The organism is Nocardia carnea (assembly GCF_029869215.1).
GTDB classification, from domain to species: domain Bacteria; phylum Actinomycetota; class Actinomycetes; order Mycobacteriales; family Mycobacteriaceae; genus Nocardia; species Nocardia carnea_B.
The window spans coordinates 1-24862 of record NZ_JARWPM010000376.1; the positions used below are offsets into that span (position 1 = coordinate 1).

Below are 24862 nucleotides of genomic sequence, written 5' to 3' on the forward strand. Positions count from 1 at the left end.
GTGCAAAATTTAAACCCCCCCAATGTCTCGCGCTTTTTCCCCGCACCCCCCACCCCCCCAAAACGCCCCACACCCCCCCCCCCGGGGTTGGGGGGGGGGGCTTGGCGGGGGGGGGCGCCGGGGGTGGCCGGCCCCGCCGAGCCTTGCCAGCTCGGGGTGTCGAATGTCGGCCCGCGAAGCTGCGCGATGAACGAGGTCCGCACCGCCCCGGCCTGGACGCTGGGCAACGGTATCTGCGTGGGCATGCTGAGTGCGGCCGGAGTCGCCTACGACGGCCCGCTGTCGCAGTACCACGTCTTCCCGGGGACCGCCCATTCCATCGAACTGCGGATCACCCAGGGCTTCTCCCCGCTGGGCGACTGGGCGCCTACTCTGCTGGCTTGTGACGTCACGGCGATCGTGGACTGGCGCAATCTCGACACCGGCCGCAGCGGCTCGGTGAGCCAGTTCATCCCCGCGGGCCACACCAGTTCCCGGCCGTTCTACCTGCACGTGGACTCGGGCCCCGGCCGGGTCGCGCTCACCCTGCGCACCGACCGCCCGAGCGTCCCCGGCACGGCCGAGGTTTTCGTGCCCTGACAACACCGCGCGCTGCACCGCTATGCGGTATATCGCGCAACGCTATTCCTGACGACTGCGGTACTCCAGCAGTCCTTCGACTCCGCGCAGGAATGTTCCGGCGATCGGCTCCGGATCGGTCAGGCACCCGGCGGCCATGGCGCCGTCGCGCAGCATGACGAAGTGCCGCGCGGCGGGTTCCGGGTCGATTTTCCCGGTGGCGGTGAACAATTCCGTCATCGATGCCAGGAACCACTGCCGGTGTTCGAGAACGGCGCGGTGGACGGGGTGATCCGGGTCCGGATATTCGGCCGCGGCATTGAGGAAAGCGCACCCGCGGAAACCGGGTCGGCGGATATCGTCGGCGATGTTCCGGCCGACGGATCGAATGATGTCGTCCGGGGTCGAAGCCGGGTGGCGGGCGGCGGCGAGTTGTGCCCGGACGGCCTCGTCGGCCCGGGCCAGGTAGGCGACCAGAAGGTCGTCCTTACCGCTGAAATGCCGGTACAGCGTGGCTCGCGTGACCCGTGCCTCGGCGAGTACGCGCTCGACGCCCACGGAGTGCAGCCCCTCGGTGTAGAAGAGCTCGGTGGCCGTGTCGAGCAGCCGGGACCGTGCTTCCGACATCTGTTTACTCCCTTCGGGCCGAGGCGGCTACTCACGAGGCTAACAGAAAGAACGATCGGTCTTGACATTCGGTAAAGGTGCGCTCACGCTGGTATACCGATCGTTCTTTCTCTCTGCTGCGGATGGCATTCACCGCTGCACGAAGTCAAGGAGTCTCATGTCCAGTCCCTCTGCCCCCACCGCCACAGCTGTGGTAGATGCGCCGGCCGGAAACACGGCTCTGCGGAACCTGTACTTCGTCCGTTTCGGTTTCGCCATCGTGTGGGCGGTCCTGACGGCGATGCTCGCGACGACTGTCGCCCCCGCGGCCGTCGCCTTGCTGGTGATCTATCCCTTGTTCGATGTCGCCGCGGCCGTGATCGACTTCCGTTCCTCGGGCTCCATCCGCCCCCGGGTGCCGCTCTACATCAATATGGTGGTGAGCCTGCCGGCTGCCGTCGGCCTGGGTTTCGCGGCCGCCTCCGGTATCCCGGCCGTGCTGCGAGTGTGGGGCGTCTGGGCGGTCGCCGCCGGTATCGTCCAGCTGATCGTCGCGCTCCTGCGTTATCGGCTCGGCGGTCAGTGGGCGATGATCCTCAGCGGAGGCATCTCCGTCTTCGCCGGCGGCGGTTTCATTATGATGGCCGGAGCGTCGAATGCCTCGCTCACTGCTCTCGCCGGTTACGCGACGCTGGGTGGCATCTTCTTCCTGATCTCGGCGATCCGTCTGCACCTGCGCAGGCCCGAGGGCGAAGCCGTACCACTGAGTCGCTGAGACAGCGCCTCGGTCGACGAGGCCGTGAGAACCCCGTACGCACCCGGAAGGCTGCAGCCCGGTGTAGGTTGATCGCCGAGAAACTCAGTGCGCTGATGGTTTCCGATTGATCCGCGCTGGTCTCGGCTTCGCCTTCTGCTCGTCTCACCTACCTCCCGGGAGATCGCAATGCGTCGTGGACGGATTTTGTCGGCTTGTCTGACCGTGCTGGTTGCCGCTGTCGGCGGTACCGGCGTGGCCGCTGCCGGAGTGGACCCGGCCTGCGGCGGAGCAGCGTTCGCGCAGGACATGCTCGCCGCTCACAACCAGTACCGGGCGAAGCACGGCGCACCCGCGATGGTGCTCGACCCGGCGGTGTCGGCCTCGGCCCGGCGGTGGGCCGAGCATCTGGCCGACACACAGAAATTCGAGCACTCGCAGGGCTCGGGCAACGGTGAGAACCTCGCCGTCATATGGGGCTCCCGGCATACCGGCTTCTCCGCGACGAAAGCGTGGTACGACGAGATCAAGGACTACAACTTCGACACACCCACCGGCTTCTCCCGCGAGACCGGGCATTTCACGCAGGTGGTCTGGAAGGCGAGCACGAAGCTCGGGGTGGGAGTCGCCTGTAACACCGGCGGCAAGGGCGGGCAATACGTTGTCGCGCAATACAATCGGCCGGGCAATATGATGGGCGACAACAACCGGCACTTCCGGGAAAACGTACAGCGCCCGTAATCGGGGCACGGGCCACCGATTCCCGCAGCGCACCTTCGTCGATCAGCTCGGCGAAGCCGCACCACCCTGTATCCGGACGTGGAGATCCGCCGCCTGCTGAGCGGTTAGGCCGGTATGGCGCGCGCCGATCCGGCGGCCACCTGCTCGCTCCCGGTGACCGCCGATACCTGACCGAACTGCCCGACCCCGGCGAGGTACCTCCACGCCAACGCCGCCTACCGCTTCGAGCGCGAACTGCGCCGGTGCCGCGACCTCCGGCAGCGCCTCCTTTCTCCCACGGCGCCGGTGGCTGCGGGAGAACCCGACCGATGATTCTTCCGCGCCGCGCCGGTCTTCCTATCGAGTACCGACTTACGAGAGGCTGGCACTGTGGGGAAACTGAGCTTCGCCATGAATGTGACCCTGGACGGCTACACCGCCGCGCCCGGCGACGACCTCGGCTGGAGCGGGGGTGAGGGCCCGGATTCGTCGCAGGGTGACGAGCTGTTCCAGTGGTGGTCCGACCGGGTGGCAGCGACGGGCCTGGCGCTGTACGGGCGCAAGCTGTGGGAGGCGATGAGTTGGCACTGGCCGACCGCAGACCAGCGGCCGGGTGCCACGCCGGCGGAGATCGAGTACGCCCGCCGCTGGCGGGATATGCCGAAGGTGGTGTTCTCCTCGGCGACCCGCGCGGTCGACTGGAACACCCGCCTGGTCACCGGCGACGCGGTCGCCGAGATCACCCGGCTCAAAGCCGAGGATGGCGGCTCGATGGATATCGGCGGCGCGACGCTCGCCGGGGCGGCCATGCGGGCCGGGCTGATCGATGAGTACGTGCTGGTCACCTATCCGGTTCTGGTAGGTGGCGGTACCCCGTTCTTCGCGGCCTTGGACAACTGGGTGAACCTGACCCTGATGGAGACCCGGACATTTCCCGGTGGCGTGGTCCTGACCAGGTATGAGACCAGGCGCTGAGTATCAGCGGCCAGGGGCAGCGTCCGCTCGGTGTACCGGCGCGCAGCAGGACCGCGCGGTTCTCCTACTCGGGCCCATGGGGATGAGGGAGGTCGTAAGCCCGGGAGAGCTTCTTCGGGACCACCATGCGCCATGCATCGACGACGAGTTCGCGCGCCTCGGCCGGCGCCAGGGCCGCGAGGTCGGATTCGATCCAGTTGAAGCGCATTTCCGACGTCGCTCATGGCTGGAATCCTTCTCTTTTCACCAGCAATACGGTTACTGGGCGAGCATGGCGGCAGCGACCCGGTCGGCCGCGGTGTGGCGCAGAGCGGTGCCCATATCGTCGATGACCAGCAGCCGCGCCCCGGGGATTTCGGCGGCGAGCGCGGCACCGTTGCCGACCGGGAAGAACGGGTCGGCGCGACCGTGCACCACGAGCGTGGGCACGTCGAGTTCGCCGAGCCGCTCGCGCCAGCGTGGGGTGCAGTCGATCCGGGAGAACACCATCCCGAGCTGATTCGCCTGGTGCACCGCGGGATCGCTCGACGGCGTCCGGTCCCAGATACGGCCGGCCGTCTCCCGGGCCTGCTGTGGATCGTTGCCCATCGGCTCGGCGCCCTCGGCAGCGAACGCCGCGACAGCGTCCCGGTCGGTCCAGTCCGGCCAGGGGCGGGCGAACAGCGGGCCCATGACCGCGCGGTCGTGATCGGGCAAGTCCTCGTCGACCGGTCCCGGCGCCACCGGCCGGGTGCCGACGAGCGTCAGAGCGGAGAACACGTCCAGGTGGTCCAGCGCGGCGATCTGAGCGACCATCCCCCCGACGCCGATTCCACCGAGGTGGGCAGTCCCGGCGCCGAGCGCCCCGGCCAGCGCGGCCGCATCGGCAGCGAGATCCCGCAGGTTGTAGGCGGGGTTTTCCGGGTCGAGGGTTGTCGACGCGCCGGAGTCGCGCAGGTCGTAGCGCACCACGCGCCGCCCGCCCGACGCGAGCCGCTCGCACAGCGCATCGGGCCAGGACAACATCGTTGTGCCGCCGGCCAGCAGGACGAGCGGATCGTCCGCGCGGCCGAAGCTCTGGATGCCCAGATCCACACCGTTCACCCGTACCGAGGACACGCCCGATCCAAGCGGACTCGTCATACCTGGGCTCCTTGTCTGTCGGCATACTCAACAGTGTCGACGGCGGATTCCCTCGAAATTCATCGGAGGGAACGGTGCGGCAGCACGGGAGCGGCCCCTTATGAGAACAGGGATCTCCGGTTTCGATCCGGCGATGAGTTTTCCGTTATCCCACAGCGCGACCGATGAGTTCGTGGCTCCCGGACGGTCAAAGCTCATGACACCCTAGGAAAGGACACCGCAATGTCGGAGCTTCTCGTCGACTTCATCACCTCCCTCGACGGCTACGCATCAGGAGAGGGATGGCCCGGTTTCTGGGGCCTCGAGGGCCCGGAGTACCTTGCGTGGCTCGGCGAGCAGCCCAAGGTCACGTACCTGATGGGCGCCAACACCTACCGCCTGATGTCGGGCTTCGCCGCCGGTGAGGTCCCGCCGGGCCAGGAAGAGTTCAGGCCCGAGGAAGAGGCGTCGGTCGATGAGCTCACACAGGCGCCCAAGATCGTGTTCTCCTCTTCGCTCGAGGAGCCACTGAAATGGGCCAACTGCACGCTGGTCCGCGACGACGCCGTCGAGGCGGTCCGCGCCATGAAGTCGAGTGGTTCGGGGATCCTCAGTACGATCGGCAGCCTCAGCCTGAGCCGTTCCCTGTTGCGAGCCGGACTCGTCGACCGCTTCCGGGTTGTGATGTTCCCGGTGATCACCGGCGCCACGGGCGCAGAACGCATCTACGACGGCTATCCGGACGTCGCCCTCGAGATGACCGAGCACCGCACCTTCGACAGCGGCCTCCAGCTGGTCGAGTACAAGCCCCGCGTGCTCGAGCACCCGCCGCTCGGCGCCCCCGCATGATGTTCTCCCATCCGCCGGTCCGGCCGCCGGCCACCGCCGGGCCGGGGCCGGATCCGGCGATTCGCGCACGCGCTATCCGGCTCGCGGGCCGCAGCACGGCGACACTCGCCGTCCCGGGGCGTAGCGGAGTCGGTGGTGCCGGGCTGCTGCCCACTGCTGTCGATGCAGCGGAGTGTGGTCGAGGCCGGTGGGCAACCGTGTCCTCGACGATGCGACCGGCCGATCAGCGGTGCGAACGAGCGCGGTCACATCGCGTCCGGCCGCAGCTGGATGATCTGCAGGTAGTTGCCATCGGGATCTTCGAACGTCGCGAACCTGCCGGATGGCCGGTCCTCGGCGGGCGCGACCCATTCGACCCCTGCGGCGTTCAACTGTTTCTCGTAGCCGGCGAAGTCGTCGACGTGGAAGTTCAGGATCGACCTGCCCGGCTCGGGGTTGCGCTCGCTGACGTCGTCGCGCTGCTCGATGACGAGCCACAGGTTCCCGGCGACAATCGGCCCGTCACCGGTGTGGTCGGGTGCGATCGCGGTGCGGTACCAGGCGCGCAGGTTCTCGGCCTGTGCGCTCCCGAGCAGGATGCTTCCGGCGGGCATTGTGGGCATTTCGTTCACTCTCCGATTCGGTTGATTCGACGCCGGCGAGCTGCCGACGTCCTGGGTGGTCTCACCCAAAGTGCGCAACAATTGGTTGCGCAATACATTCTCACGGTTCGCGCCTTTGTGCAACCATTGGTTGCGTGATCGTTGTCTTGGCCGTAGGTCCGGCCGAACCTCGCGTGTCCAGGGACGGCCTGCCGGACAACGTGACGACGTACTGGCGGACGAACAGTGCCGCCACGTCTGCCCGGATGTACTGGGCATCGGGCACTGAGCGGGGTGACCGTGTACTGACGCGTACCCCGCACTCGCTACAGGAGATCGGTTCATGTATTCCGCTCACACCCCACCCGGTATCGACACACCGGAAGAAATCGCGATCGCCCGAGCCGGTGCCACCCGGCTTGCGGCCCGGCTCCGAGCGGGTGGCCGGTCGCGTTCACTGCGAGGCATCGCGGTCATAGCGGCCGTGGTCGCCGTATGTTGCTCGTGTGGCGGTACGACAGGGCCGCAGTACCCATCCGGATATGCGGCACTACCCGCCTCCTGCGCCGAGGTCCGCGTGGCAGCGGGCGATGCTCTGCAGCGATTCGCGGGCGCCCTGGCGACGGTGGACGCGCAGCCTGTCACCACGTCCGAGTTCGCCACCTCGGCCGGGCAGACCCTCGCCTGCGCGGTCACCTTCGAGGATCCGATTCCGCACCCCGACAAGGTGTCCACGCCGGTGCCGCTTTCGCGCACGGCGGAGATCTTGCTCAGGGTGTGGACGCATCCGATCCTGGCCGAGCCGCCCACGACATCCGCCGAGGCAGAACCCTCCTCGGCAAGTGGAGCTCCGACACCCGTTCCCGGCCTCGGCGATCAGGCCGAAATCGCGACCCTGACCGCGGGGACGGACAAGGTTGCGGTGTCGGTGCGGACCAGGCTCGGGAACCTCGACGTCAACGTGCGCACCCAAGGTCTGAATTGGTCCGGGGCGAGTGGCATCCCGCCCAGCGCCGACTCACCGGGGTTGCGCGCCGAACTCGCCGCCGGCGCCGAATCCATCGCGACCGCACTGCTGCACAATCTTTCGGCGAGTCTGCCGCGCGAGACGTTGCGGCCCGAGTCCGGAACCAGCTCTCCATCCGCCGCGAGCACGGCCCCGGAGAGCACCACTCCGATGGCGCCGCAACAGGTGTGGGATCCGTGTACGATCCCCGAGGCCGATCTCACGGCGGCGGGCCTGGACCCGCAGTCCGAGAAGACCAGTACCCCGTTTCCGGAGTCGAAACAGTGCCGGTGGTCCGGTCCATCCTACGAGGTGGCCGTATTCACGAAGGACAGTCGATTCACGGAGTGGGCCTACGAGGTCTTCACCCAGCCCCGGCCGGTCATGGTGGGCGACCGGCGTGCCCTGCTTGCTGTGCCCGAGGGCGTATCCGCCACACCGTGCACCCTCCTGTTCGACATCCCTCAGGGCATAGACGACGGCATCGTCACCGGCGTCGTGGAGGTGCAGGTCTCGACCGAGACGTCGGGCAACCGGGACGCACCGTGCACCGAACTCACCCATCTGACAGTGCCGCTGACCCGGCACTTCCCTCCCGGCCGTTGACCGGAAACCGCATTGAACGGGTCGAGTTCGGTCGGGACCGCCGGCCGCCGAGATCACTGCTGCGGTGCCGGCCGGGATCGTTGCGAAACACCGGCGAACCGGGCGGTCCGGCCGTTTCGAGCAGTGCGACAAATCGATCCGATGCGTTCGGCGCTTGGTGGAAAGGCCGGTGGGTTCGCTCTGCTCATCGCGTGGTTATGCCGGCAGTGAACACCGGCGCGACCGGCCGCGACGATCACTACAGTCGAGCCCCATGACGACGGTGGCAACGCGCACGGTCGAGTACCCGGCCGACGGCCTGACCATGGTCGGGCATCTCGCGCTTCCGGCTGGGGTCGATCGGCGGCCCGCGGTGTTGATCGGACCGGAGGGTCCGGGGCTCAACGACTTTCAGCGTCGTCGGGCCGACGCCTTGGCCGAGCTGGGGTACGTGGCATTCGCTTTCGACATCAACGGCGGGCGCTGGTTCGCCGACCCCGAGGAGATGCTGGCGCGCATCACGCCCTTGCTCGCCGACCCCGACCGGATGCGGGGCATCGGCCACGCGGCGCTGGACGTGCTGCGCGCCGAGCCGCGAACCGACCCGGACCGGATCGCCGCCATCGGCTACGGCACCGGGGGCGCGATCGCGCTGGAGCTCGGGCGCGCCGGGGTCGGCCTGCGCGCGATCGGGACAATCAACGCGCTGACCACGGGCCGGCCGGGTGAAGCGGCGCGCATTCGCTGCCCGGTGTGGGCCGGTGTCGGGTCGGAAGATCCGATCATGCCGCCCGCGCAGCGAGACGCGTTCACCGCCGAGATGCAGGCCGCGGGCGTCGACTGGCGTCTGACGGTATACGGTGGGGCCTTGCACGCCTTCCACCATCCGCCGGTCGACCAGGCCGTGCTCCCCGGCGTCGGCTACCACCCGCAGCATGCGCAGCGAGCCTGGCGCGACATCGTCGACCTACTCGCCGAGTGCATGCCCGTCACGAAGTGATCCGGCCGGCAACCCGGTAGGCCGAGTGCTCCGCAACGCAGATGCCCCGGTCCGGGCGCCGAGGCGGGAGCCGTCTCGTATCGTCCTCTTACCTCGTGACTACCGGCCGACGAGCTCGGCGACGGCCGGAGCAAGGCGGTCGGCGGAATCGGCGCCGAAAACGAAGTAGGAGAAGCCGCTCTGCTCCCTGCGGCGCTGGATTTCCTCGGCGGCGGCTGCCGGATCGTCCGGGAGGACGGTCATCGCGTCTGCGGCGCGCAGCGCAGCAGGGTCGGTATCGGGGCCCGTCATGTACGCAGCGACAGAGTCCCCGACCACCGGTACAGCCAGCGCGAGCTCGGCGTCGGCGCCCGCGCGGAACTCGCGCGCCATCCGCTCGACTTCGTGCCGCGGCTGAGCCCCCAACACGAAGGTGACCGTATCCGCGACCTCGGCCGCCAGCGCCTGGGCCTTCGGACCGAGTACCGCCATGGCCACGGGCGTATGCCGATCCGGGCCGTCGAGGTCTCGCAACGTTTCAACCGTCTCCCGCACCTGTGCCAGCCGTTGGTACGGTGGCGGTACGGCAGGCATTCCTTTGTCGCGCAGCTCGTCCTCGATTCCGGGTCTGCCGGTGCCGATGCCCATCTCGAAACGGCCCTCGGTCAGCAGCGACAGCGAGTGCGCTTCCCATGCCGTCAACCACGCCGGGCGGAACGGGGAGGCGTACACCCAGGTGCCCACGCGCAGATCGGTCAGGGCAGCGGCGGTTGCCAGCATCGGGCCGGGTGCCGGTTGCGTCTGTGGGAAGTCGGGTACGAGCAGCGTCGAGTAGCCGTTGTCAGCACTGCGGCGTACGCGGTCACGCCACGTCGGCACGTCGGTGGTGAGCGGAGCAACAACCCCGAATCGGAACGGTCTCGTCATATTCGGACTCCTGTCTTCCGGTCGGTCCAGAGGAACAGACGACGGCCCCGCCCGAAATTCATCGGTGCGGCCCAGTTCGTATACACCCGGCTCTACCGGGGTCTTCCGGCGCAGACGCGTTGAGCCATTACTGTGCAGGTGGTTTCGGAAGTGATCCCGCGCCGTGCAATCCGTGGTCTGAGTAAAGTGATTCTGCGAGTGTGGGTGGCGGAAGGTGCTGAACGGTGAGCGATGTGCTTCTGGCGATAGACCCCGGGCGGGGACGAGGGGGTGATCGGCTGGACGAGCTCGTTGGCGAGTTGCAGGCCGATCTGGGCGAGATCAGGGGAGTGGCCGCTCGACGAGTGACGACGGCCGCAGAACCCGGGGAGAAGTCCGGCGCGGTGGAGCAACTCGGCCAGCTGCTGCTCACCGGCGGTGCCGTCGGAACGACAGCGTGGGCGATCCGCGATGTCCTGCTTCGGTTCATGGAACGGACCAAGGCGGAATCGGTCACGATCAAGAAGGGGGATCGGGAGATCACCATCGTCGCGCCGGATCGCGGTCAGGTCGATGCGATCGTCGAGCAGGTCGACGCTCTGCTGCGTGATGACTAGTCCGGACGGCCGGCGACTCGCTCTCTTCGTAGCGAACGATACTTACCATTTCGATGGGTTGCCGCGGCTGTATGCACCGATTTCCGATGCCGAGCAGCTTCGGGAACTGTTGCGGGACCCTGAGATCGGTGAATTCCGGCCGACCGAGTTACTGGTGAACGAGTCCAAGGCGGAAATCGAGCGGAGCATCGAGCGGTTGTTCCGTGGGGCCGAACCGGAGGACGTCGTCCTGTTCTATTTCTCCGGTCACGGCCTGCGTACCCGGCAGAATCTGTATCTGGCCGCCGGGAACACCGATCCGCAGATGCCGAGCAGTACGGCTGTGTCGTCGGCATTCATCCGCGAGTTGATCCGGGAGTCAGCGGCGGCAGCCAAGATCATCATCCTGGATTGTTGTTACAGCGGAGCCTTTCTCGGCACCGAAGTGATGAAGTCGGTGGTGCCCACCATCGATGATGTTGCCCAGGATCTCGCGGCGGGCGACGGTATCTGCGTACTGACGGCGTCGAGCGGCGTGGAGACCGCCACCGAGCGCCGAGGTGGCGATTCGGCCCCGCTGTCGGAGTTCACCTCGGCGCTGATCAAAGGAATCGACACCGGTTTGGCGGATCGCGGCAGCGGAAAAATCGGCGTGCACGACCTGTGGGTGTATGCCAGCGAGGAGGTCCGGAGCCGGACCCAGCGGCAGACACCGAACCATTACGGAGTGTTCCGCGACGAGGTGCATATCGCCCGCGTCCGGCGGCGGTACTCCACTATCCTCGAGGTCGGTGACCGGGTGCAGCTCGGCACACTCGTCGGCCGGCTCGAACAGGACTCGATCGGCGGATTGCGTGCGGCCAATTGGTGGGGTACGGGGAAATTGAAGGTCCCCGTGGGGCAGGAGCGGCGCACCGACGGAGTTTCCGGCGAAACGGTGTGGCTGGATTTGGCCGGTGCGGACCGGAACCTGGTCATCGTCGGCCGTGCAGGCTCTGGAAAGAGCACATTCTTGCGTACGCTCGCAGGGGCCCTGGCCTTGACCCATTCATGGGACGAGGCGACGTTGTTTGTGCTGGAATCCGGTAACCGGTTGGGTTCGATGAGCGCATTGCCGCATATTGCGAGCGCGGTAGGCGATGACGAGCCCGCGGATGTGGAGGCCGTTCTCGACCGGATCGCCGGCGAGATCCGCCGCCGCAGGAACATATACCGGAAACACAGTATTGATTCGCCGGCGAGTCTGCGGGCCGTGCGTTCCACGCTTGCCGAGCCTGTTCCCGATATCTTCCTGTTCATCGACAGGCTGGAGGATTTCCGCGAGCACATCGCGGAATTCGATCGCCGAGTCCGGCATCTCGCGAGTGCGGGACCCGAGTATGCCGTGCATACGGTGGTGACCGCACGCGACTGGACCGAGGTACCCGTTGAACTGGCCGACCTGTTCTCGGCGCATATCGAACTGCGTTTGAATCGCCCGGCGGACTCTCGGCAGCATCCGGAGCGCGCCGCTCGCCTCCCGGACGGGCCCGGCTGGGCATTGTTCCGGCAGCGGCCCTTTCGCATAGCCATGCCCGATCTGCGGGAGTTGGACCCCGAGCTGCCGGCCCTGTCGGAGATATCCGATGGGGCGGCGGAATTGGTCGAACGGGTCCGGGGGCATCGCCAGGTGCCGTACTTGTCCGATGCGCAGTACCCTCGCGTCGACGCCGAGGTCGACTTCGCCGAATTGCTCGGACTGGTCTCGGGTAATGATCTCGATATCACCGTGCGGTGGCAGCCCAGGACGGGGCGCGACCGATTGCGCGTACCGATCGGTGTGACCCCCACCGGCAATATCGTCGAACTGGATCTCAAAGAAGCGGCCGAAGGAGGAATGGGGCCGCACGGGATGTGTATCGGTGCGACGGGTTCCGGTAAGTCCGAACTGCTGCGCACGCTGGTGCTCGCACTGGTGACCACTCATTCGCCGGAGGCGCTGAACCTGGTGCTGGTCGATTTCAAGGGCGGTGCGACATTCCTCGGCCTGGACTCACTGCCCCACGTTTCCGCGGTGATCTCGAATGTGGAAGAAGAGCTCGCGCTGATCGACCGCCTGAAAGATGCCCTGGCCGGGGAGTTGAACCGCCGGCAGGAACTGTTGCGCTCCGCCGGTCGATACGCCAATGCCGCCGACTACGAGCGGGCCAGGGTCGCGGGCGCTCCGCTCGAACCGCTGCCCGCACTGCTCGTCGTCATCGACGAGTTCTCCGAGCTGCTGGTACAGAAACCTGATTTTGTCGAATCGCTCGTGATGATCGGCCGGCTCGGCCGGTCGTTGCACGTGCATCTCCTGCTGGTTTCGCAGCGGCTCGAGGAGGGCAAGCTGCGCGGACTGGAGTCGCACCTGTTCTACCGAATCGGTCTGCGTACGTTCTCGGCCAACGAGTCCCGCGCCGTCCTGGGCACCCCAGACGCCTATCAGCTGCCCGGCATTCCCGGCTCCGGCTACCTCAGGGCCGATACCGGCGAGTTGATACGGTTCAAAGCCGCGTATGTGAGTGGGCCGGAGCGGCTCACCCCGGGCTCGGACACCGGGAGCTTCGAGCAACGATCGGTGCTGGACGCCATTGTCGCCCGAATACCGCGACATGACGGGCCGTCGCATCAGCTGTGGCTGCCGCCGCTGGACGAGTCCCCGACGGTGGATATGTTGCTGCCCGATCCGGAACACTCCCCGTGGGCGAACCGGCACGATCAGGTGTGGATACCGATCGGCGTGATCGACAAGCCGTACGAGCACCGCCGTGATGTGCTGACCCTCGACCTGTCGGGGGCACGGGGCAATATCGCGGTGGTGGGCGGTCCGCAGTCGGGTAAGTCGACCGCCCTGCATACGATCGTCATAGCGGCCGCGGCTCGCTATACCCCCGAACAGGTGCAGTTCTACTGCCTGGACTTCGGCGGCGGCACCATGGCCGGGCTGGCCGGGATACCGCACGTCGGTTTCGTGGCCGACCGCCGCGACTCCGACCGGGTGCGCCGGACGATCGCCGCATTGACGACGCTGCTGCGGCAGCGCAGCGAACGCTTTATCGAACTCGGCATCGACTCGATGGCAGAGTTCCGGCGGCGCAATATCGCCGCCCTCGAAGCCGGCGCTGCGCCGGTCGATCAATTCGGTGACGTGTTTCTGGTGGTCGACGGCTGGCGGACAGTCCGCGACGAGTACGAACTGCTGGAATCGCAGATCACAGCGCTTGCCGGACAGGGTTTGCCGGTGGGTATCCACGTGATCATTTCGGCCACCCGGTGGGCCGAGATCCGGCCGGCGATGAAGGACCGCCTCGGCACCCGGCTGGAATTGCGGCTCGCCGACCCGTCCGACTCGGACATGGGCAGGCGTATCGCCCATCAGGTGCCTGCCGACCGGCCCGGTCGTGGTGTCACCGTGGAGCAACTGCACATACTGGTGGCGCTCCCGCGGTTGGATTCCGACTCGGACCCGGGCACCGTAACCACCGGGATGGCCCGCGGTGCCGAGATGCTACGTGACCGCTACGGCAACCGCCGTGCCCCCGAGGTCCGCTTGCTGCCCGCGCATCTCCCGCGCGAGCAGGCCCTCACGGCGGCCCGCGATCTCGGCATCCGATTCGGGAGGGCCAAAGTGGTGGTCGGCCTCGGTGAATCCGAGTTGCAGCCCGTTCTCCTCGATTTCGAGGCCGAATCACATTTCATGGCCTTCGGCGATGCGGGTTGCGGCAAGACGACGCTGCTGCGCACTATCGTGACCGGTATTACGGAATCCAACGCGCAGCGTGACGCCGCGCTCATCCTGGTCGACTTCCGGCGCACCCTGCTGGGCGCCGTCGCCCCGGAGCGGCTCGCCGCCTACGCGACCGGTGCCGAGGGTCTCAAGACCAATATGCGCGATCTGGCGTCTCTACTGCAATCGCGGCTGCCCGGTCCGCAAATCACCCCGCAAGAGCTACGCGAGCGCAGCTGGTGGCGCGGGCCGGAGATCTACGTCGTAGTCGACGACTACGACCTGGTGGTGGCCAGTGGCGACAATCCGCTGGCTCCCGTGCTGGAGTACCTACCGCAGGCCCGCGATGTCGGGATGCACCTGATCGTCGCGCGTCGGATCGGTGGGGTCGCGCGTGCCCTCTACGATCCGATTCTCGGTGCGTTGAAGAATCTCGCGGCGGAAACACTGATCATGAGCGGCTCCCGCGACGAGGGAATCGTGATGGGTGATGTCCGGCCGGCAAAACTACCTCCAGGTCGAGGAATCCTCGTTTCTCGCAGGCGGGAACAAGAAATGGTGCAGATCGCCCAGACGCCGGCCGATTAGCGCGCCGTACCCGCAGCGACCGCAGGGCCGGCCTGTACCCCGGGCGAGTTCAGCCGTCGAGGAAACGCAGTAGTTCCGTCGTGACGAACCGTGGGTTCTCCTCGATGAGCCAGTGCCCGGCGTTCGGAACGTCGATTGCCCGGACGATATCGGCTATCCGCGGGGCCACGGTGGCACGGACCGGATCGAGCTGTCCGTAGGCGGTCAGCAGCAGAGTCGGGACCCGGACAGGTGGCGCCACGACGGTGGTGTGGACGTCCACGTCCAGGCTGCGGTACAGCTCGAAACCGCCGGTCAGTGCCTCGGGGCGGGCGTATGTCCGGGCGTACTCGTCGATCTCGGCCGCGGTGAACGGCGAGCGGGTCGACGTACCGCCGAAAGCTGTTCCACCGAAGGCGACCTGGGGGTAGAACAGGGCAAGGTATTCGCGGACGTCGTCGCCCACCACTGCCTCGGGAACCCGCCGCTGGGAATGGAAGGCGATATGCCAGCTCAGTGTCCGATAGGTGGCGGCATCGATCGCCGGGCCGGGTAGCGGGAGGTCGAAGTAGCCGAGTCGTGCGGTGTCGTCCGGGAACTGGGCGGCGTACTGGAACGCCACCGCGGAACCGAAATCGTGTCCCACGACGCGCGCGTCGCGCACCCCGAGCCGCTCGGCGATCAAGGTGTGGATGTACCGGGCGAGGGTGGCTTTGTCGTAGCCGGTCGGCGACCCGGTGCTGTCACCCAGCCCGGGAAGGTCGACGGCGTAGACGGTGTGGTGCTCGGCGAGTTCGGGCATGATCGGCCACCAGCCGTACCAGGTCTGCGGCCAACCGTGGATCAATACCACCGGTGTACCGCTGCCGCCGGTCACGTAGTGCATGCGGACGCCGTCGATATCGGCGAATTCGTGGCGGAAGGTGCCTTCGAAGTCGGGGTCTTCGTGAGTGGCCGCGGCGTATGGGGGAATCTCGGCGGCGGTCGGCGCGCCGCATGCCGCAGTGAAGATTGTGAGCAGGCAGGCGATCGCGGCGGCCGCCGCCATGCGCAGTGCCTGACGCGCCGGTGGCCGGGTTGCGGTGGTCATCGTGGTCCGTTCTGTACAGGTGAAACCATCGAAGCCCCTGGTAACGGGGCCGGTTCAGTCTCACCGATCACGTCGCCATCTGGCACGAAGTCTTGCGGTTACGGCAAGATGCCCGGATGGACCGGGAAACGGAAGAAGTACTCGATGTGGTGGGCCCGCGGTTACGCGCGCTGCGCCGTGACCGCGGAATCACCCTCGCCGACCTGACGGAAAAGACCGGAATCTCCGAGAGCACGCTGTCCCGGCTGGAGAGCGGGCAACGCCGTGCCAGTCTGGAATTGCTGCTACCGCTGGCGCGTACCTACGATGTTCCACTCGACGATCTCGTGGGTGCCCCGCGCACCGGCGATCCCCGGATCCACCTGAAGCCGATCCACCGATCCGGAATGGTGTACATCCCGCTCACCCGGCGTCCGGGCGGGGTGCAGGCGTTCAAGATGATGATTCCGGCCCGGTCGCAACCGCTGGAGCCCACACCGCAGACGCACGACGGCTTCGAATGGCTGTACGTCCTCAACGGGCGTCTGCGGCTGGTCCTGGGTGACCGTGACATGACGTTGCCGGCCGGGGAGGCCGCCGAATTCGATACATCCCTGCCCCACTGGCTGGGCGGCGCCGACGGGGGTGCAGTCGAGTTGCTGATCCTGTTCGGCCCGCACGGCACGCGCGCACATGTGCGCCCCGGCTCGCAGCGGTCACCGGACGACGCGCAATAGAACTCCGGTCTCGGAGCTCAGGGCCGCCACAAACCTGCCGCGGCGGCAGGATTGCGGGAGATCCGGTGGTGAACCGGTCAGCGCCGGGTGAGGAGCTCCGCCCTGCGGAGGAGCCACACCGCCGGGACCAGGCAGCACAGCAGTGCGAAGAGGCTCGCTTCCGGGCCGAAGGCCCCACCGGTGAGTACCTCCGGTCCGGAAAGGACGGTGCGGAGCAGGCCGGGTTCGCCGGCTGCGCCGGAAACCGTAGCGCCGAACACGCCGGACGCGGTGAAGTTCCAGGCGAAATGCAGACCGATCGGCAGCCACAGCGACCGCGTGACGGTGTAGGCGATGGCCAGCAACGCGCCGCCTTCGACTGCGATGGCCAGGGTGCCCCATAACGTGGCGTTGCTGTTCACCGCGTGTGTCAGGCCGAAAATCAGCGACGAGACCGCGATCGCGACGATGCTGCCGGTCCGTTCCTCCAGGACGCGGTGCACCACGCCACGGAACAGCAGCTCCTCGGTGACCGCCACCGAGGCCATCGAGCCGGCCACGCCCAGGCACGCCCCGAACGAGCCACTGGTGACGTCGACATCGGTGAACACGGCCGCGAGCACCATCGTTGCGAGGAAAGCCCCGGCGCCGATGAGCGCGCCGGACCCCAGCCCGCTCCACCGCCCCGCGGCGGCCAGTTCGGTGACCTCCGACCGGTTCTCGACACGACGGGATAGCCATGTGTAGGCGAGGATCGCCCCGGCGGCCGCGCCGATCCCGACGCAGAAACGCAGCACAGGCACACCCGGAACGAGCGCGTCCAGCCCCCGGGCGGCGATCAGCAACACGACCGTCCCGACGAGCAGAACCGGCACCCGGAACCGCTGCATGGGCGGTTTCCGGTCGGTGGGGATGGCCATGGAAAGTCCTCTCGCCGTGGTGCAGTACGGCGAGACTATGAACGAGCCGAACCGAGCCACATCACTCCGCAGGAGCCTTTCCCGGTAGTACTCGGGAGTGAGTTACCCGTAGACAAGGTCGCCGCTATCGTGAACGACAGGGTCTTGTTCAGCCCACCCCGGAGAGTGGACTCGCGAATCGGAAAGACGGCATCGGATCATGGCAGCAGACCTGACCGTGACTCGGACGCTGGTGATACCCGCATCCGAGTTACGCGAGCGGTTCTCACGCTCGTCCGGCCCGGGCGGGCAGCATGTCAACACCACCGACAGCCGGGTCGAGCTGTCGTTCGACCTCGCCAACTCGCCTTCCGTGCCGGAGTGGCTGCGTACCCGGATGCTCGATCGCCTGGCAACCCGCCTGGTCGACGGGGTTCTCACGATCGCCGCCTCGGAGCACCGCGCACAGCTGCAGAACCGCGCCGCCGCCCGCGACCGCCTGGCCTCGTTACTACGTGACGCCGCTGCCGCCCCGCCGCCCGTCCGCCGCGCCACCAAACCCTCGCGCGGCGCCGAGGAACGTCGCATCGCCGCGAAGAAGCGGCGCGGCCTCACCAAGCGAAACCGCCGCGCCTTCCCCGACGACTAGCGCCTCGTCCAGATAGGTTGCGATCTGCGAGTCAGCCGAGCCCTTGGGCGAACCCGCCGTCGACGACCAATTCGGTGCCCGTGGTGAAGGTCGCGCCGGCCAGATAGAGCGCGGCCGATGCGACCTCGTCGACGGTGCCCGGCCTACCCATCGGCGTGGTTTCCTTTCCGTCGCGGAGGAACTCCGCGCGCTGGTGCTCGGTAAGTTCCGCGACACCCATGCTCGGCGTCAGGATGAATCCGGGAGCCACAGCGTTGACCCGGATATTGCGTGGCAGCATCTCGGCGGCAAGCACTTTCGCGAATGCGCGCACCGCCTCCTTCGCCGCAGAGTAGGCGCTGAGTCCGGGGAAGATCCGGTCGTTGGACACCGTGGTGAAGACGATGCTGCCACCGTCGCGGATCAGTGGGGCGAGTCGCTGCACCGTGAAGAACGCCCCCTTGGCATTGACGTCGAAGACACGGTCCCAATGCTCCACGGTCGCCTCGTCGAGGATTTTGAATTCGGCGACACCATGATTGACGAAGAGATGGTCGATGTCACCGAGGCGCTGTTCGACCACCCGGCCGAGCTCGGCGATATCTGCGTGTTTCGTCGCATCGCCGCAACGGCGGCCCAGCGGATACCGCGAGTTCACCGAATCCGATGTGGAATCCGTGCGACGTATCCGCATCCTGATCGCGGCCGGCGTACCGACCCGGGTGATCGCCGAAGTGCTGCCCTGCATGGTCGATGAAGGCCGCTACCTGGCGCCCACCTGCGCGGAAATGGCCGAGGACCTGCGTGTCGAACTCGATCGCATGAACCGCGACATCGCCGAACGAGAGGCCGCCCGCTCGATCCTGCAATCGATCCTCGCGGTCGACCCGCGCACACAGGCCCACACGCCCACCTGACCCCAGCCCGAACACCCCGCAATCCCACGGTCGAGTTCAAGGGGCTCCTGAATCCTCGATCCGAATTCGAGACAGCCGTGATCCCCGGCGGTTGCCGCCGAAATGACGCGCTGGCAATCGGTTTCGGGGCGGACGGAACCCCCGCCGGATTCCAGGATTCAGTTGGTGTCGAGCGATTCGCTCAGAATCTCGGTGATCGGACGGATCTCATCGCAGGGTGGGGGAGCCTGTACCGCCGGCAGCGTCATGACGCCCACCCGGAAGATTCCGTCGGTTGATTCGACGGCTGCCGAGCAGGAGCCGGGATTCGCCGGAGTTCGATACAGCACCGCCGCGCGCCCGCCGATCGGGTCCGAGCTGAAAACCTCGTGACCGGGGTTCTTCCGGATGTCGTCGAGCGTCAAGTCGCTCGATGTCACCGACAGTGCGCTGGTAAGAAGCTTCTCGCCGTCGACCAGGGTTTCGCGCCAGAACTGGCAGCCGATTTCCGTGAAGATACCGACACCTTCGGCGGTGGCTCTTTCGCGGGTCTCCGGGGCGAATCCGGACCTGGCCACCAGATCGTCGCCCACGCTCACACACGGATCGAACCGGACCCGTTCAGCGCCGGTCTGTGCCGGTGCGGGCGGAACACTGACCTGCACGGAGACGCTCGTCCCCGCGGCCTCTGTCGGCGACGAGGTCACCGGTAGCTCCGTCGTTGCCTCGTGGTTCACAGAGCCGCTAGAACATGCGGTAACTACCAGCGCACCCACCACCAGGCAACCGGCAGCGAAGATGGTCCTCATCGTCGAACCCCCGAACATAAGAATTGTGGTCCGCCCCTCGGGTACAGACAGTCACCAGTAGTCGGTAATGATGGCACAAACCGCCGAATCGGTTACCACGTCCCTCGCGGGCTTCCCGACAAACCAGATCTGAACGAGGGACCATGCAGAATCTCTACGTGGTGAGCCACCCCCACGCCGACCACACCGAAGCCGACCTGGTCGGCGGATGGTACGACTCGCGCCTGACATCGGCCGGCCGAACGAGTGGCTCGCTCAGCGGCAGATCCCTGCACCGGATCATGACCGGATCGACCACCGCGGTCCCATCGGTGGTACCGAGACACGACGCGAGGTCGCCACCCGGGTCGGCGCCTGCATCAGTACGTTGATGGCGGATCTCGACTACGACCACATAGTGGTCACCCACGGATACGCCCTGACGTTCGTTATCACCAGCTGGATGCAGATCCCTGTCGAGGCGGTGGGATTCGCGTCCTTCGCGACAACCCCCGGCGCGATCACCCATCTACGCCTCGACGACTACTGGCGCAACCGCACCCTGGTCGCCCTCGCCGACACCACCCATCTGAAATCCGATGAGAACCGACCGATCACATTCGCCGCTCCTCCCGAAGCCAGGCCACCACACCGCCTCAGTACAGTGACGTCGCATGACCGGCACCGAGCTGGAGATCACCGAAGACCTGGTCCGAGAGCTTCTGCGGGAGCAACATCCCGATCTTGCGGGCCTGACCATCCACGAGGTGACGGGTGGATGGGGCAACCAGATGTGGCGCCTGGGGGATGAGTTGGCCGTACGTATGCAGCGCATGGATCCCACCCCGGACTTGCAGCTGAAGGAGCGACGGTGGCTACCGGTGTTGGCCCCGCGCCTGCCGCTGCCGGTGCCGACCCCGGTGCGATTCGGTGAACCGTCCGAGCGTTTCCCCAAACACTGGACCGTGATGACGTGGGTTCCCGGCGAACCGCTCGACCACGCCACGATCAGCCGCGGCGCCCATGCGGCCGATACGCTGGCGTCCTTCCTCCGGGCGCTCCACGTTCCCGCACCCCCCGAGGCGCCGGTCGCCACCGACCGCACCCATCCGAGGGGCTGCACTGGGGGCTTCGAGTCTCTGTTCCGGGCCGTCGCCCCTGCCGACCTCGCTTACGACGTCCGGGCGGTCTGGGACGATGCCGTCGCCGCCGGCCAGTGGGAGGGCCCGCCGGTGTGGGTGCACGGCGACCTCCATCCCGCGAACGCCGTCGTCTCGGACGGAACGCTCTCAGGCATTGTCGACTTCGGTGACCTGTTCGCCGGTGACCCGGCGTGGGACCTCGCCGCCGCATGGGTGCTGCTGCCTGTGAACACGGCCGCACGGTTCTTCGATATGTACGCGCACGCGGATGAGGCGGCGGTCCAGCGGGCCCGCGGGCTGGCAGCCATGAAGAGTCTGTTTTTGATGCTCATGGGACAGAACGGAGATCGGGGCCTGCCGGGCGGAAAGCCGCACTGGGGACCTGTAGGCCGGGCGGCACTCGAGCGTGTTCTGAAGGGTGTGTGACAAACAGGAGAATCGGATCTCGTGAGAATGGGCATCTCCGGTTTCGACCCGGTCTTCCTGACCGGGATCGATGCGATTCGCAGGGAACACGGCTCACGCCTGGCGGCGCTTGCCGGGCGGCGTCTCACCGGGTTCGCGCTCGTGTGTTTCGCCGAGGACGGGGACTGGTTCGCCGACTGTCCGGTTGTCTTGGACTTCGACGGTACGCAGGTGGAAATCTGTCACTGGAAACTCGATGAGCTCTCGGTCGGCTGGAACACGATCGACACCGCGGCGGCGATCACCGGCTGGGAGAGTTCCGAGCTGACACCCGAGTGGACCTTCGCCGACGAGCGGCTCGGGCAGTTCGTCGGCCACGAGTTGCGTGAGGTCGCCCTGCTCGAGTGGCACCCAGCGGGTCGTGACCTGGCCAGGGGCACGGTTGCGGTGGAGTTCGCTTTCGCTGACCGGCGGTTGCACATCGCCAACGGTCTCGATGAGAACAGCATTCACATCGGTGTGGCCCACCAGGACTATGTGCGGCACCGGCCGGAGGGTTGAACACAGCTCGGCCTACATCCGCTTTCGGTCCTCCCTTCACGGTCAACCACACTCGTCTCGGTGCAGGTGGTTCAAGTCCGATCAGCTCGAATAAGGTCCGGGTGCCGACCGACTTGCGGTGGTAGTCGCGCGGCAGTCGTTCGGTGTCGGCGAGGTGGACGAGCTGAGGGGCCGGCGGATGCGGCCCCGGTGCGGAGTCACCCTCGATGTGGGCTCATATCGTATCTACCCGAAACACCGCAATCCGTGCGGCGCTGTCGGCCACATCGTCGGGTGTGGGGCTGGGTGACAGGCCGTTGTCGGCGTAGCGTTTGCCGACGCTGGGTGGGCTCTCCTCGACCAGTCGGCGCAGTATCGGGCGGCGGGCCTCGACCGGCAGCTCGGTCAGCCGTGCCTGTGTCGAGTGACGACCGCGAGTCAGGGTGACCCGGTCGGCCGCACGTACGTTGGCCACCCAGGCTGCCTTCGGAAAGGCTTGCACGATATAGCGCTGACCTGCGACCGGCACGACCGCAATCGCGAACGTACGCGATTGCCCGGTCCGCCTTCCTGCGACGGTCAGTAACTGCATGGGCCCGAACACTATGCCGACCCGCTGCAGGGCGATGACGGCGATGTTCACGGCATTGATCAAGCGTCGCTTGGGTTTGTTCGTCATGAGGCGTCTCCAGAGGTAGTTGTGGGTCGCCTGTTCAACGCCGGCCCGAACACATTGATACGCATGACGAGAACTCCAAAGCGTAGGTTAGTGAACACTAGCCCAGAATGCGCTAGTGTTCACTAACCTGTCAAGGGTCGAGGGCTGCCTTTTCGACAGCGGCGGCGGGTATGAATTCGTGACCGCCTTCGGTGCAGACGGCGCGGCCGAACAGAAACGTGAGTTGCCGGGCAATCACCCGCTGCCCTCCGCCGACGGCGATTCGGTGGAGACGATCACCGAGGCCCGTCATCCGGCCGGGATCTGCCGCGACCACCGGTCGCCTGGTCACGGTGTCGAGGGGGAAACCGCTCGTGCAGGTGAAGAATCCGGGACCGCCGAGGTGGACGGTCATCGCCGCCCAGCAGATCGGGCATTCGATCTCGAGTTGTTCTTCGAGGAGCTCCACCAGCTTCGACGACCACGCTGTTGCGTCCTCGAAGGCCAGCATCGCTTGCACCCGATAGAGGAAGCTGTCCGGCTCGTGATCCTCTTCAGGGCTGCTTTCGGTCAGTTCGGCCAGCGCCTCCGTGTGTAGGGCAGCGATCTCGTCGACGTATCGTTCGCGGATCTCGGCAGTGTAGGGGTCGGCTGCCGCGAGCAGTGCCCCCGCGAGTGAAACTGCTTCGAAGCGATCGTGCGAGGTACCGGCGCCGGCGATGGCGGCGAGTTCGGGCAGGGCCGCGCACGCCACCTCATTGTCGTATCGGTGGTAGAGCTCGTTCCACAACTCCGTCCATACCCTGGGATCTGTTCCGCTGGTGGACAGCTCCGCCAGCAAGGCGGCTGTCTCCGGATCGAAAATTTCCGACACCGACGAATCGAACCACGTAGGTGCCGGTGCGTGGCGGCATGGCCAAGTGCGGGAGCACATTTCGACCCCCCGAGCCTGCGAGCCGCCGATGCGCCCGAGCCGGTCCGTCTGCCGCCACATGGCATCAGCCGACGGCGGAACTCAGTCGTTGGTTGATGCCCCGTGCCCTGTTGTGGCATAGCGGGCAGCGGTGGTGCGGACTGCCTCGTCGACCACCTGAGCGACGCGTTCGGCGCTCACCTTCCAGCCCGGCACCAGGAGTGCCGGCCAGAAGACGTAGTTGGAGATCATGCCCAGGAACTGGGTGGCTGCGAGGTCCGCGTCCTCGACCCGCACCGTTCCCGCCTCGTGCTCGGCCAAGAGGTAGCTGCGCACGGACTCGAAGTAGGGCATCTTCCCGTGCGTGAACTGCGCATCGGCCAGCTCCGGGAACCGCGGCAGCTCGGCGATGACGATCCTGAACAGGTCGGTCATCTGGGGGCGGCCCAGCAGCTGGGCGTAACGGCGGCCGATGATGCGGAGCCCCTCGACGATGTTGCCTGTCTGTGGCGGATCCTCCTCGTCGCCGGTCGACCAGGACTCGGTCACGATGGCGTCGAACAGGACGGCTTTGCTCGGAAACTGTTTGAACAAGGTGGCCCGCGAAACGCCCGAGCGCTCGGCGATCCGCGCCAGCGACGTCCGGTCGTAGCCCAGCTCGAGAAACAGTGCGGTCGCGGCGGTCACGATCAGCGCGCGCTTCTCCTGGGCGACGCGCTGGTGGTATGTCGTCACGACCTTGCTCATGGGGCCGAGCATACGAGGTGAGTGGCTTGACTCACCATAGCGGCCGACCTAGTGTCAGGGATGGTGAGTCGATCGACTCACCACTGGCTCGCCGTCCATCACTGGTGGGCCTGGTCATCCACGTACCGAAGGAACGCCTGATGCCCCGCTTCGACAACCAGACCGTGCTCGTAACCGGTGGGACCGGCGGCCAGGGCTCGAGCCACGTGCGCGCCTTTCACGCGGAGGGGGCGAATGTGGTGATCGGAGGCACCGACGCCGAACGCGGCGCCGCGCTCGCCGACGAGCTCGGCCCCCGCGCCCGCTTCACCCGCCTCGACGTCCGGGACGAAAGCTCGTGGTCGGCCGCTGTGCAAGCCGCCGAAAGCGCCTTCGGCGCCCTGAACGTGCTCGTCAACAACGCGGGCGTGCAAAACCCGCCCGCGACAATCGAAAACACGGACCACGCCACGTGGTCGCGCATCCTCGACGTCAACCTCACCGGGACCTTCCTCGGCATCAAGGCCGCCGCTCCCGCGCTGCGCCACGCGGGAGGGGGAACCATCGTCAATATCGCCTCGACCATGGGTCTGGGCGGCACGGCCCACTACGCGCCGTACGTTGCCGGTAAGTGGGCCGTGCGAGGACTCACCCGAACGGCGGCACTCGAACTCGGCCGCGACAACATCCGGGTGAACACCATCCACCCCGGCGTGATCGCGACCCCTTTCATCCAGGAACCGGCAGCCGGCGCCACCGCGGCAATCGCCGACTTCTACTCGCCCGAGCCGTTCGCCATCCCCCGGCTCGGGGAGCCGGCCGACGTCACCCGGCTTCTCCTGTTCCTCGCCTCCTCGGACGCGTCGTTCATCACGGGGTCGGAGTACGTCATCGACGGTGGACTCCTCCTCGGCCCCGCCCTTCCGGCCGAGGCCGCCTGAGCACCGCGGACAC

The 24862-nt window shown here is 66.9% G+C and carries 28 protein-coding genes; 16 read left to right on the forward strand and 12 right to left on the reverse strand.

Features of this window, described 5'->3' with window-relative positions:
- The first annotated feature begins 186 nt into the window (after nt 1-186).
- The gene (locus QH276_RS27125; protein WP_280398006.1) at nt 187-579 is read left to right on the forward strand and encodes a hypothetical protein; all 393 of its coding nucleotides are present in this window, start codon (nt 187-189) and stop codon (nt 577-579) included.
- Nucleotides 580-621: 42 nt separating this feature from the next.
- Here QH276_RS27125 and QH276_RS27130 read toward each other — a convergent pair whose 3' ends face one another.
- Nucleotides 622-1185: a TetR/AcrR family transcriptional regulator gene (locus QH276_RS27130; protein WP_280398005.1), complete on the reverse strand. Its 564-nt coding sequence runs from the start codon at nt 1183-1185 to the stop codon at nt 622-624.
- Between the two features lie 157 nt (nt 1186-1342).
- Here QH276_RS27130 and QH276_RS27135 point away from each other — a divergent pair, with 157 nt between their 5' ends.
- The 3 genes from QH276_RS27135 (at nt 1343) to QH276_RS27145 (ending at nt 3613) form a co-directional block, all read left to right on the forward strand.
- Complete coding sequence (locus tag QH276_RS27135; protein WP_280398004.1) at nt 1343-1939, forward strand: hypothetical protein; 597 nt, start codon at nt 1343-1345, stop codon at nt 1937-1939.
- A 168-nt stretch (nt 1940-2107) separates the two neighbouring features.
- The gene (locus tag QH276_RS27140) at nt 2108-2659 is read left to right on the forward strand and encodes a CAP family protein (RefSeq protein WP_280398003.1); all 552 of its coding nucleotides are present in this window, start codon (nt 2108-2110) and stop codon (nt 2657-2659) included.
- A gap of 369 nt (nt 2660-3028) precedes the next feature.
- Nucleotides 3029-3613, forward strand: a complete 585-nt coding sequence (locus QH276_RS27145; RefSeq protein WP_280398002.1) for a dihydrofolate reductase family protein — start codon at nt 3029-3031, stop codon at nt 3611-3613.
- A gap of 64 nt (nt 3614-3677) precedes the next feature.
- Here the strand turns inward: QH276_RS27145 and QH276_RS27150 are convergent, their stop codons facing one another.
- Both QH276_RS27150 and QH276_RS27155 read right to left on the reverse strand, forming a co-directional pair.
- A complete protein-coding gene (locus tag QH276_RS27150) occupies nt 3678-3821 on the reverse strand; it encodes a hypothetical protein (RefSeq protein ID WP_280398001.1) in 144 nt (47 codons plus the stop codon).
- Between the two features lie 50 nt (nt 3822-3871).
- Nucleotides 3872-4735: an alpha/beta fold hydrolase gene (locus QH276_RS27155; RefSeq protein WP_280398000.1), complete on the reverse strand. Its 864-nt coding sequence runs from the start codon at nt 4733-4735 to the stop codon at nt 3872-3874.
- Between the two features lie 222 nt (nt 4736-4957).
- On the opposite strand from QH276_RS27155, the gene QH276_RS27160 reads away from it, so the two are divergent.
- A complete protein-coding gene (locus QH276_RS27160) occupies nt 4958-5563 on the forward strand; it encodes a dihydrofolate reductase family protein (RefSeq protein ID WP_280397999.1) in 606 nt (201 codons plus the stop codon).
- A gap of 245 nt (nt 5564-5808) precedes the next feature.
- On the opposite strand, the gene QH276_RS27165 is transcribed toward QH276_RS27160, so the two are convergent.
- The gene (locus QH276_RS27165; RefSeq protein WP_280397998.1) at nt 5809-6165 is read right to left on the reverse strand and encodes a VOC family protein; all 357 of its coding nucleotides are present in this window, start codon (nt 6163-6165) and stop codon (nt 5809-5811) included.
- 556 nt (nt 6166-6721) lie between these two features.
- Here QH276_RS27165 and QH276_RS27170 point away from each other — a divergent pair.
- The gene (locus QH276_RS27170; protein ID WP_280397997.1) at nt 6722-7756 is read left to right on the forward strand and encodes a DUF3558 family protein; all 1035 of its coding nucleotides are present in this window, start codon (nt 6722-6724) and stop codon (nt 7754-7756) included.
- Nucleotides 7757-8009: 253 nt separating this feature from the next.
- The gene (locus QH276_RS27175; RefSeq protein ID WP_280397996.1) at nt 8010-8735 is read left to right on the forward strand and encodes a dienelactone hydrolase family protein; all 726 of its coding nucleotides are present in this window, start codon (nt 8010-8012) and stop codon (nt 8733-8735) included.
- Between the two features lie 99 nt (nt 8736-8834).
- Here QH276_RS27175 and QH276_RS27180 read toward each other — a convergent pair whose 3' ends face one another.
- On the reverse strand, nt 8835-9641 hold the full coding sequence (locus QH276_RS27180) for an LLM class flavin-dependent oxidoreductase (RefSeq protein ID WP_280397995.1): 807 nt from the start codon (nt 9639-9641) through the stop codon (nt 8835-8837).
- Nucleotides 9642-9865: 224 nt separating this feature from the next.
- Here QH276_RS27180 and QH276_RS27185 point away from each other — a divergent pair, with 224 nt between their 5' ends.
- Complete coding sequence (locus QH276_RS27185) at nt 9866-10237, forward strand: hypothetical protein (protein WP_280397994.1); 372 nt, start codon at nt 9866-9868, stop codon at nt 10235-10237.
- The gene (gene eccCb, locus QH276_RS27190) at nt 10230-14549 is read left to right on the forward strand and encodes a type VII secretion protein EccCb (RefSeq protein WP_280398010.1); all 4320 of its coding nucleotides are present in this window, start codon (nt 10230-10232) and stop codon (nt 14547-14549) included. The genes QH276_RS27185 and eccCb overlap by 8 nt, the downstream gene beginning before the upstream one ends.
- 49 nt (nt 14550-14598) lie before the next feature.
- Here the strand turns inward: eccCb and QH276_RS27195 are convergent, their stop codons facing one another.
- Nucleotides 14599-15618 carry an alpha/beta fold hydrolase gene (locus QH276_RS27195; RefSeq protein WP_280397993.1) on the reverse strand — a complete coding sequence of 340 codons (1020 nt, stop codon included), beginning with the start codon at nt 15616-15618 and terminating at the stop codon, nt 14599-14601.
- A 116-nt stretch (nt 15619-15734) separates the two neighbouring features.
- Here QH276_RS27195 and QH276_RS27200 point away from each other — a divergent pair, with 116 nt between their 5' ends.
- Nucleotides 15735-16334 (forward strand): helix-turn-helix domain-containing protein, encoded by a 600-nt coding sequence (locus tag QH276_RS27200; protein ID WP_280397992.1) that lies wholly within the window; start codon nt 15735-15737, stop codon nt 16332-16334.
- A 77-nt stretch (nt 16335-16411) separates the two neighbouring features.
- Here the strand turns inward: QH276_RS27200 and QH276_RS27205 are convergent, their stop codons facing one another.
- The gene (locus tag QH276_RS27205) at nt 16412-17233 is read right to left on the reverse strand and encodes a CPBP family intramembrane glutamic endopeptidase (protein WP_280397991.1); all 822 of its coding nucleotides are present in this window, start codon (nt 17231-17233) and stop codon (nt 16412-16414) included.
- Between the two features lie 199 nt (nt 17234-17432).
- Between QH276_RS27205 and arfB the strand changes: the two genes are divergently transcribed.
- Entirely contained in the window at nt 17433-17861 is a 429-nt protein-coding gene (gene arfB, locus QH276_RS27210) for an alternative ribosome rescue aminoacyl-tRNA hydrolase ArfB (protein WP_280397990.1), read from the forward strand.
- A 31-nt stretch (nt 17862-17892) separates the two neighbouring features.
- Here arfB and QH276_RS27215 read toward each other — a convergent pair whose 3' ends face one another.
- The gene (locus QH276_RS27215) at nt 17893-18498 is read right to left on the reverse strand and encodes an SDR family NAD(P)-dependent oxidoreductase (RefSeq protein WP_280397989.1); all 606 of its coding nucleotides are present in this window, start codon (nt 18496-18498) and stop codon (nt 17893-17895) included.
- Between the two features lie 19 nt (nt 18499-18517).
- Between QH276_RS27215 and QH276_RS27220 the strand changes: the two genes are divergently transcribed.
- The gene (locus QH276_RS27220; RefSeq protein ID WP_280397988.1) at nt 18518-18757 is read left to right on the forward strand and encodes a hypothetical protein; all 240 of its coding nucleotides are present in this window, start codon (nt 18518-18520) and stop codon (nt 18755-18757) included.
- 158 nt (nt 18758-18915) lie between these two features.
- Here the strand turns inward: QH276_RS27220 and QH276_RS27225 are convergent, their stop codons facing one another.
- Nucleotides 18916-19545, reverse strand: coding sequence for a DUF3558 domain-containing protein (locus tag QH276_RS27225; protein ID WP_280397987.1), 630 nt, complete (start codon nt 19543-19545; stop codon nt 18916-18918).
- A gap of 208 nt (nt 19546-19753) precedes the next feature.
- Here QH276_RS27225 and QH276_RS27230 point away from each other — a divergent pair, with 208 nt between their 5' ends.
- Genes QH276_RS27230 through QH276_RS27240 form a run of 3 tightly spaced genes read left to right on the forward strand, consistent with a single transcriptional unit; the run spans nt 19754 to nt 21632 of the window.
- The gene (locus QH276_RS27230) at nt 19754-20335 is read left to right on the forward strand and encodes a histidine phosphatase family protein (protein WP_280397986.1); all 582 of its coding nucleotides are present in this window, start codon (nt 19754-19756) and stop codon (nt 20333-20335) included.
- Nucleotides 20247-21092 (forward strand): aminoglycoside phosphotransferase family protein, encoded by an 846-nt coding sequence (locus QH276_RS27235; protein ID WP_280406939.1) that lies wholly within the window; start codon nt 20247-20249, stop codon nt 21090-21092. Before QH276_RS27230 ends, QH276_RS27235 begins: the two co-directional genes overlap by 89 nt.
- A gap of 21 nt (nt 21093-21113) precedes the next feature.
- Nucleotides 21114-21632 carry a hypothetical protein gene (locus tag QH276_RS27240; RefSeq protein ID WP_280397985.1) on the forward strand — a complete coding sequence of 173 codons (519 nt, stop codon included), beginning with the start codon at nt 21114-21116 and terminating at the stop codon, nt 21630-21632.
- 214 nt (nt 21633-21846) lie between these two features.
- Here QH276_RS27240 and QH276_RS27245 read toward each other — a convergent pair whose 3' ends face one another.
- The 3 genes from QH276_RS27245 to QH276_RS27255 all read right to left on the reverse strand — a co-directional run bounded on the left by QH276_RS27245 (nt 21847) and on the right by QH276_RS27255 (nt 23929).
- The gene (locus QH276_RS27245; RefSeq protein WP_280397984.1) at nt 21847-22290 is read right to left on the reverse strand and encodes a nitroreductase family deazaflavin-dependent oxidoreductase; all 444 of its coding nucleotides are present in this window, start codon (nt 22288-22290) and stop codon (nt 21847-21849) included.
- Nucleotides 22291-22420: 130 nt separating this feature from the next.
- Nucleotides 22421-23143, reverse strand: a complete 723-nt coding sequence (locus QH276_RS27250; protein ID WP_280397983.1) for a hypothetical protein — start codon at nt 23141-23143, stop codon at nt 22421-22423.
- A 141-nt stretch (nt 23144-23284) separates the two neighbouring features.
- Nucleotides 23285-23929, reverse strand: a complete 645-nt coding sequence (locus QH276_RS27255; RefSeq protein ID WP_280397982.1) for a TetR/AcrR family transcriptional regulator — start codon at nt 23927-23929, stop codon at nt 23285-23287.
- Between the two features lie 140 nt (nt 23930-24069).
- Between QH276_RS27255 and QH276_RS27260 the strand changes: the two genes are divergently transcribed.
- Nucleotides 24070-24849, forward strand: coding sequence for a glucose 1-dehydrogenase (locus QH276_RS27260; protein ID WP_280397981.1), 780 nt, complete (start codon nt 24070-24072; stop codon nt 24847-24849).
- The last annotated feature ends 13 nt before the right edge of the window (nt 24850-24862 follow it).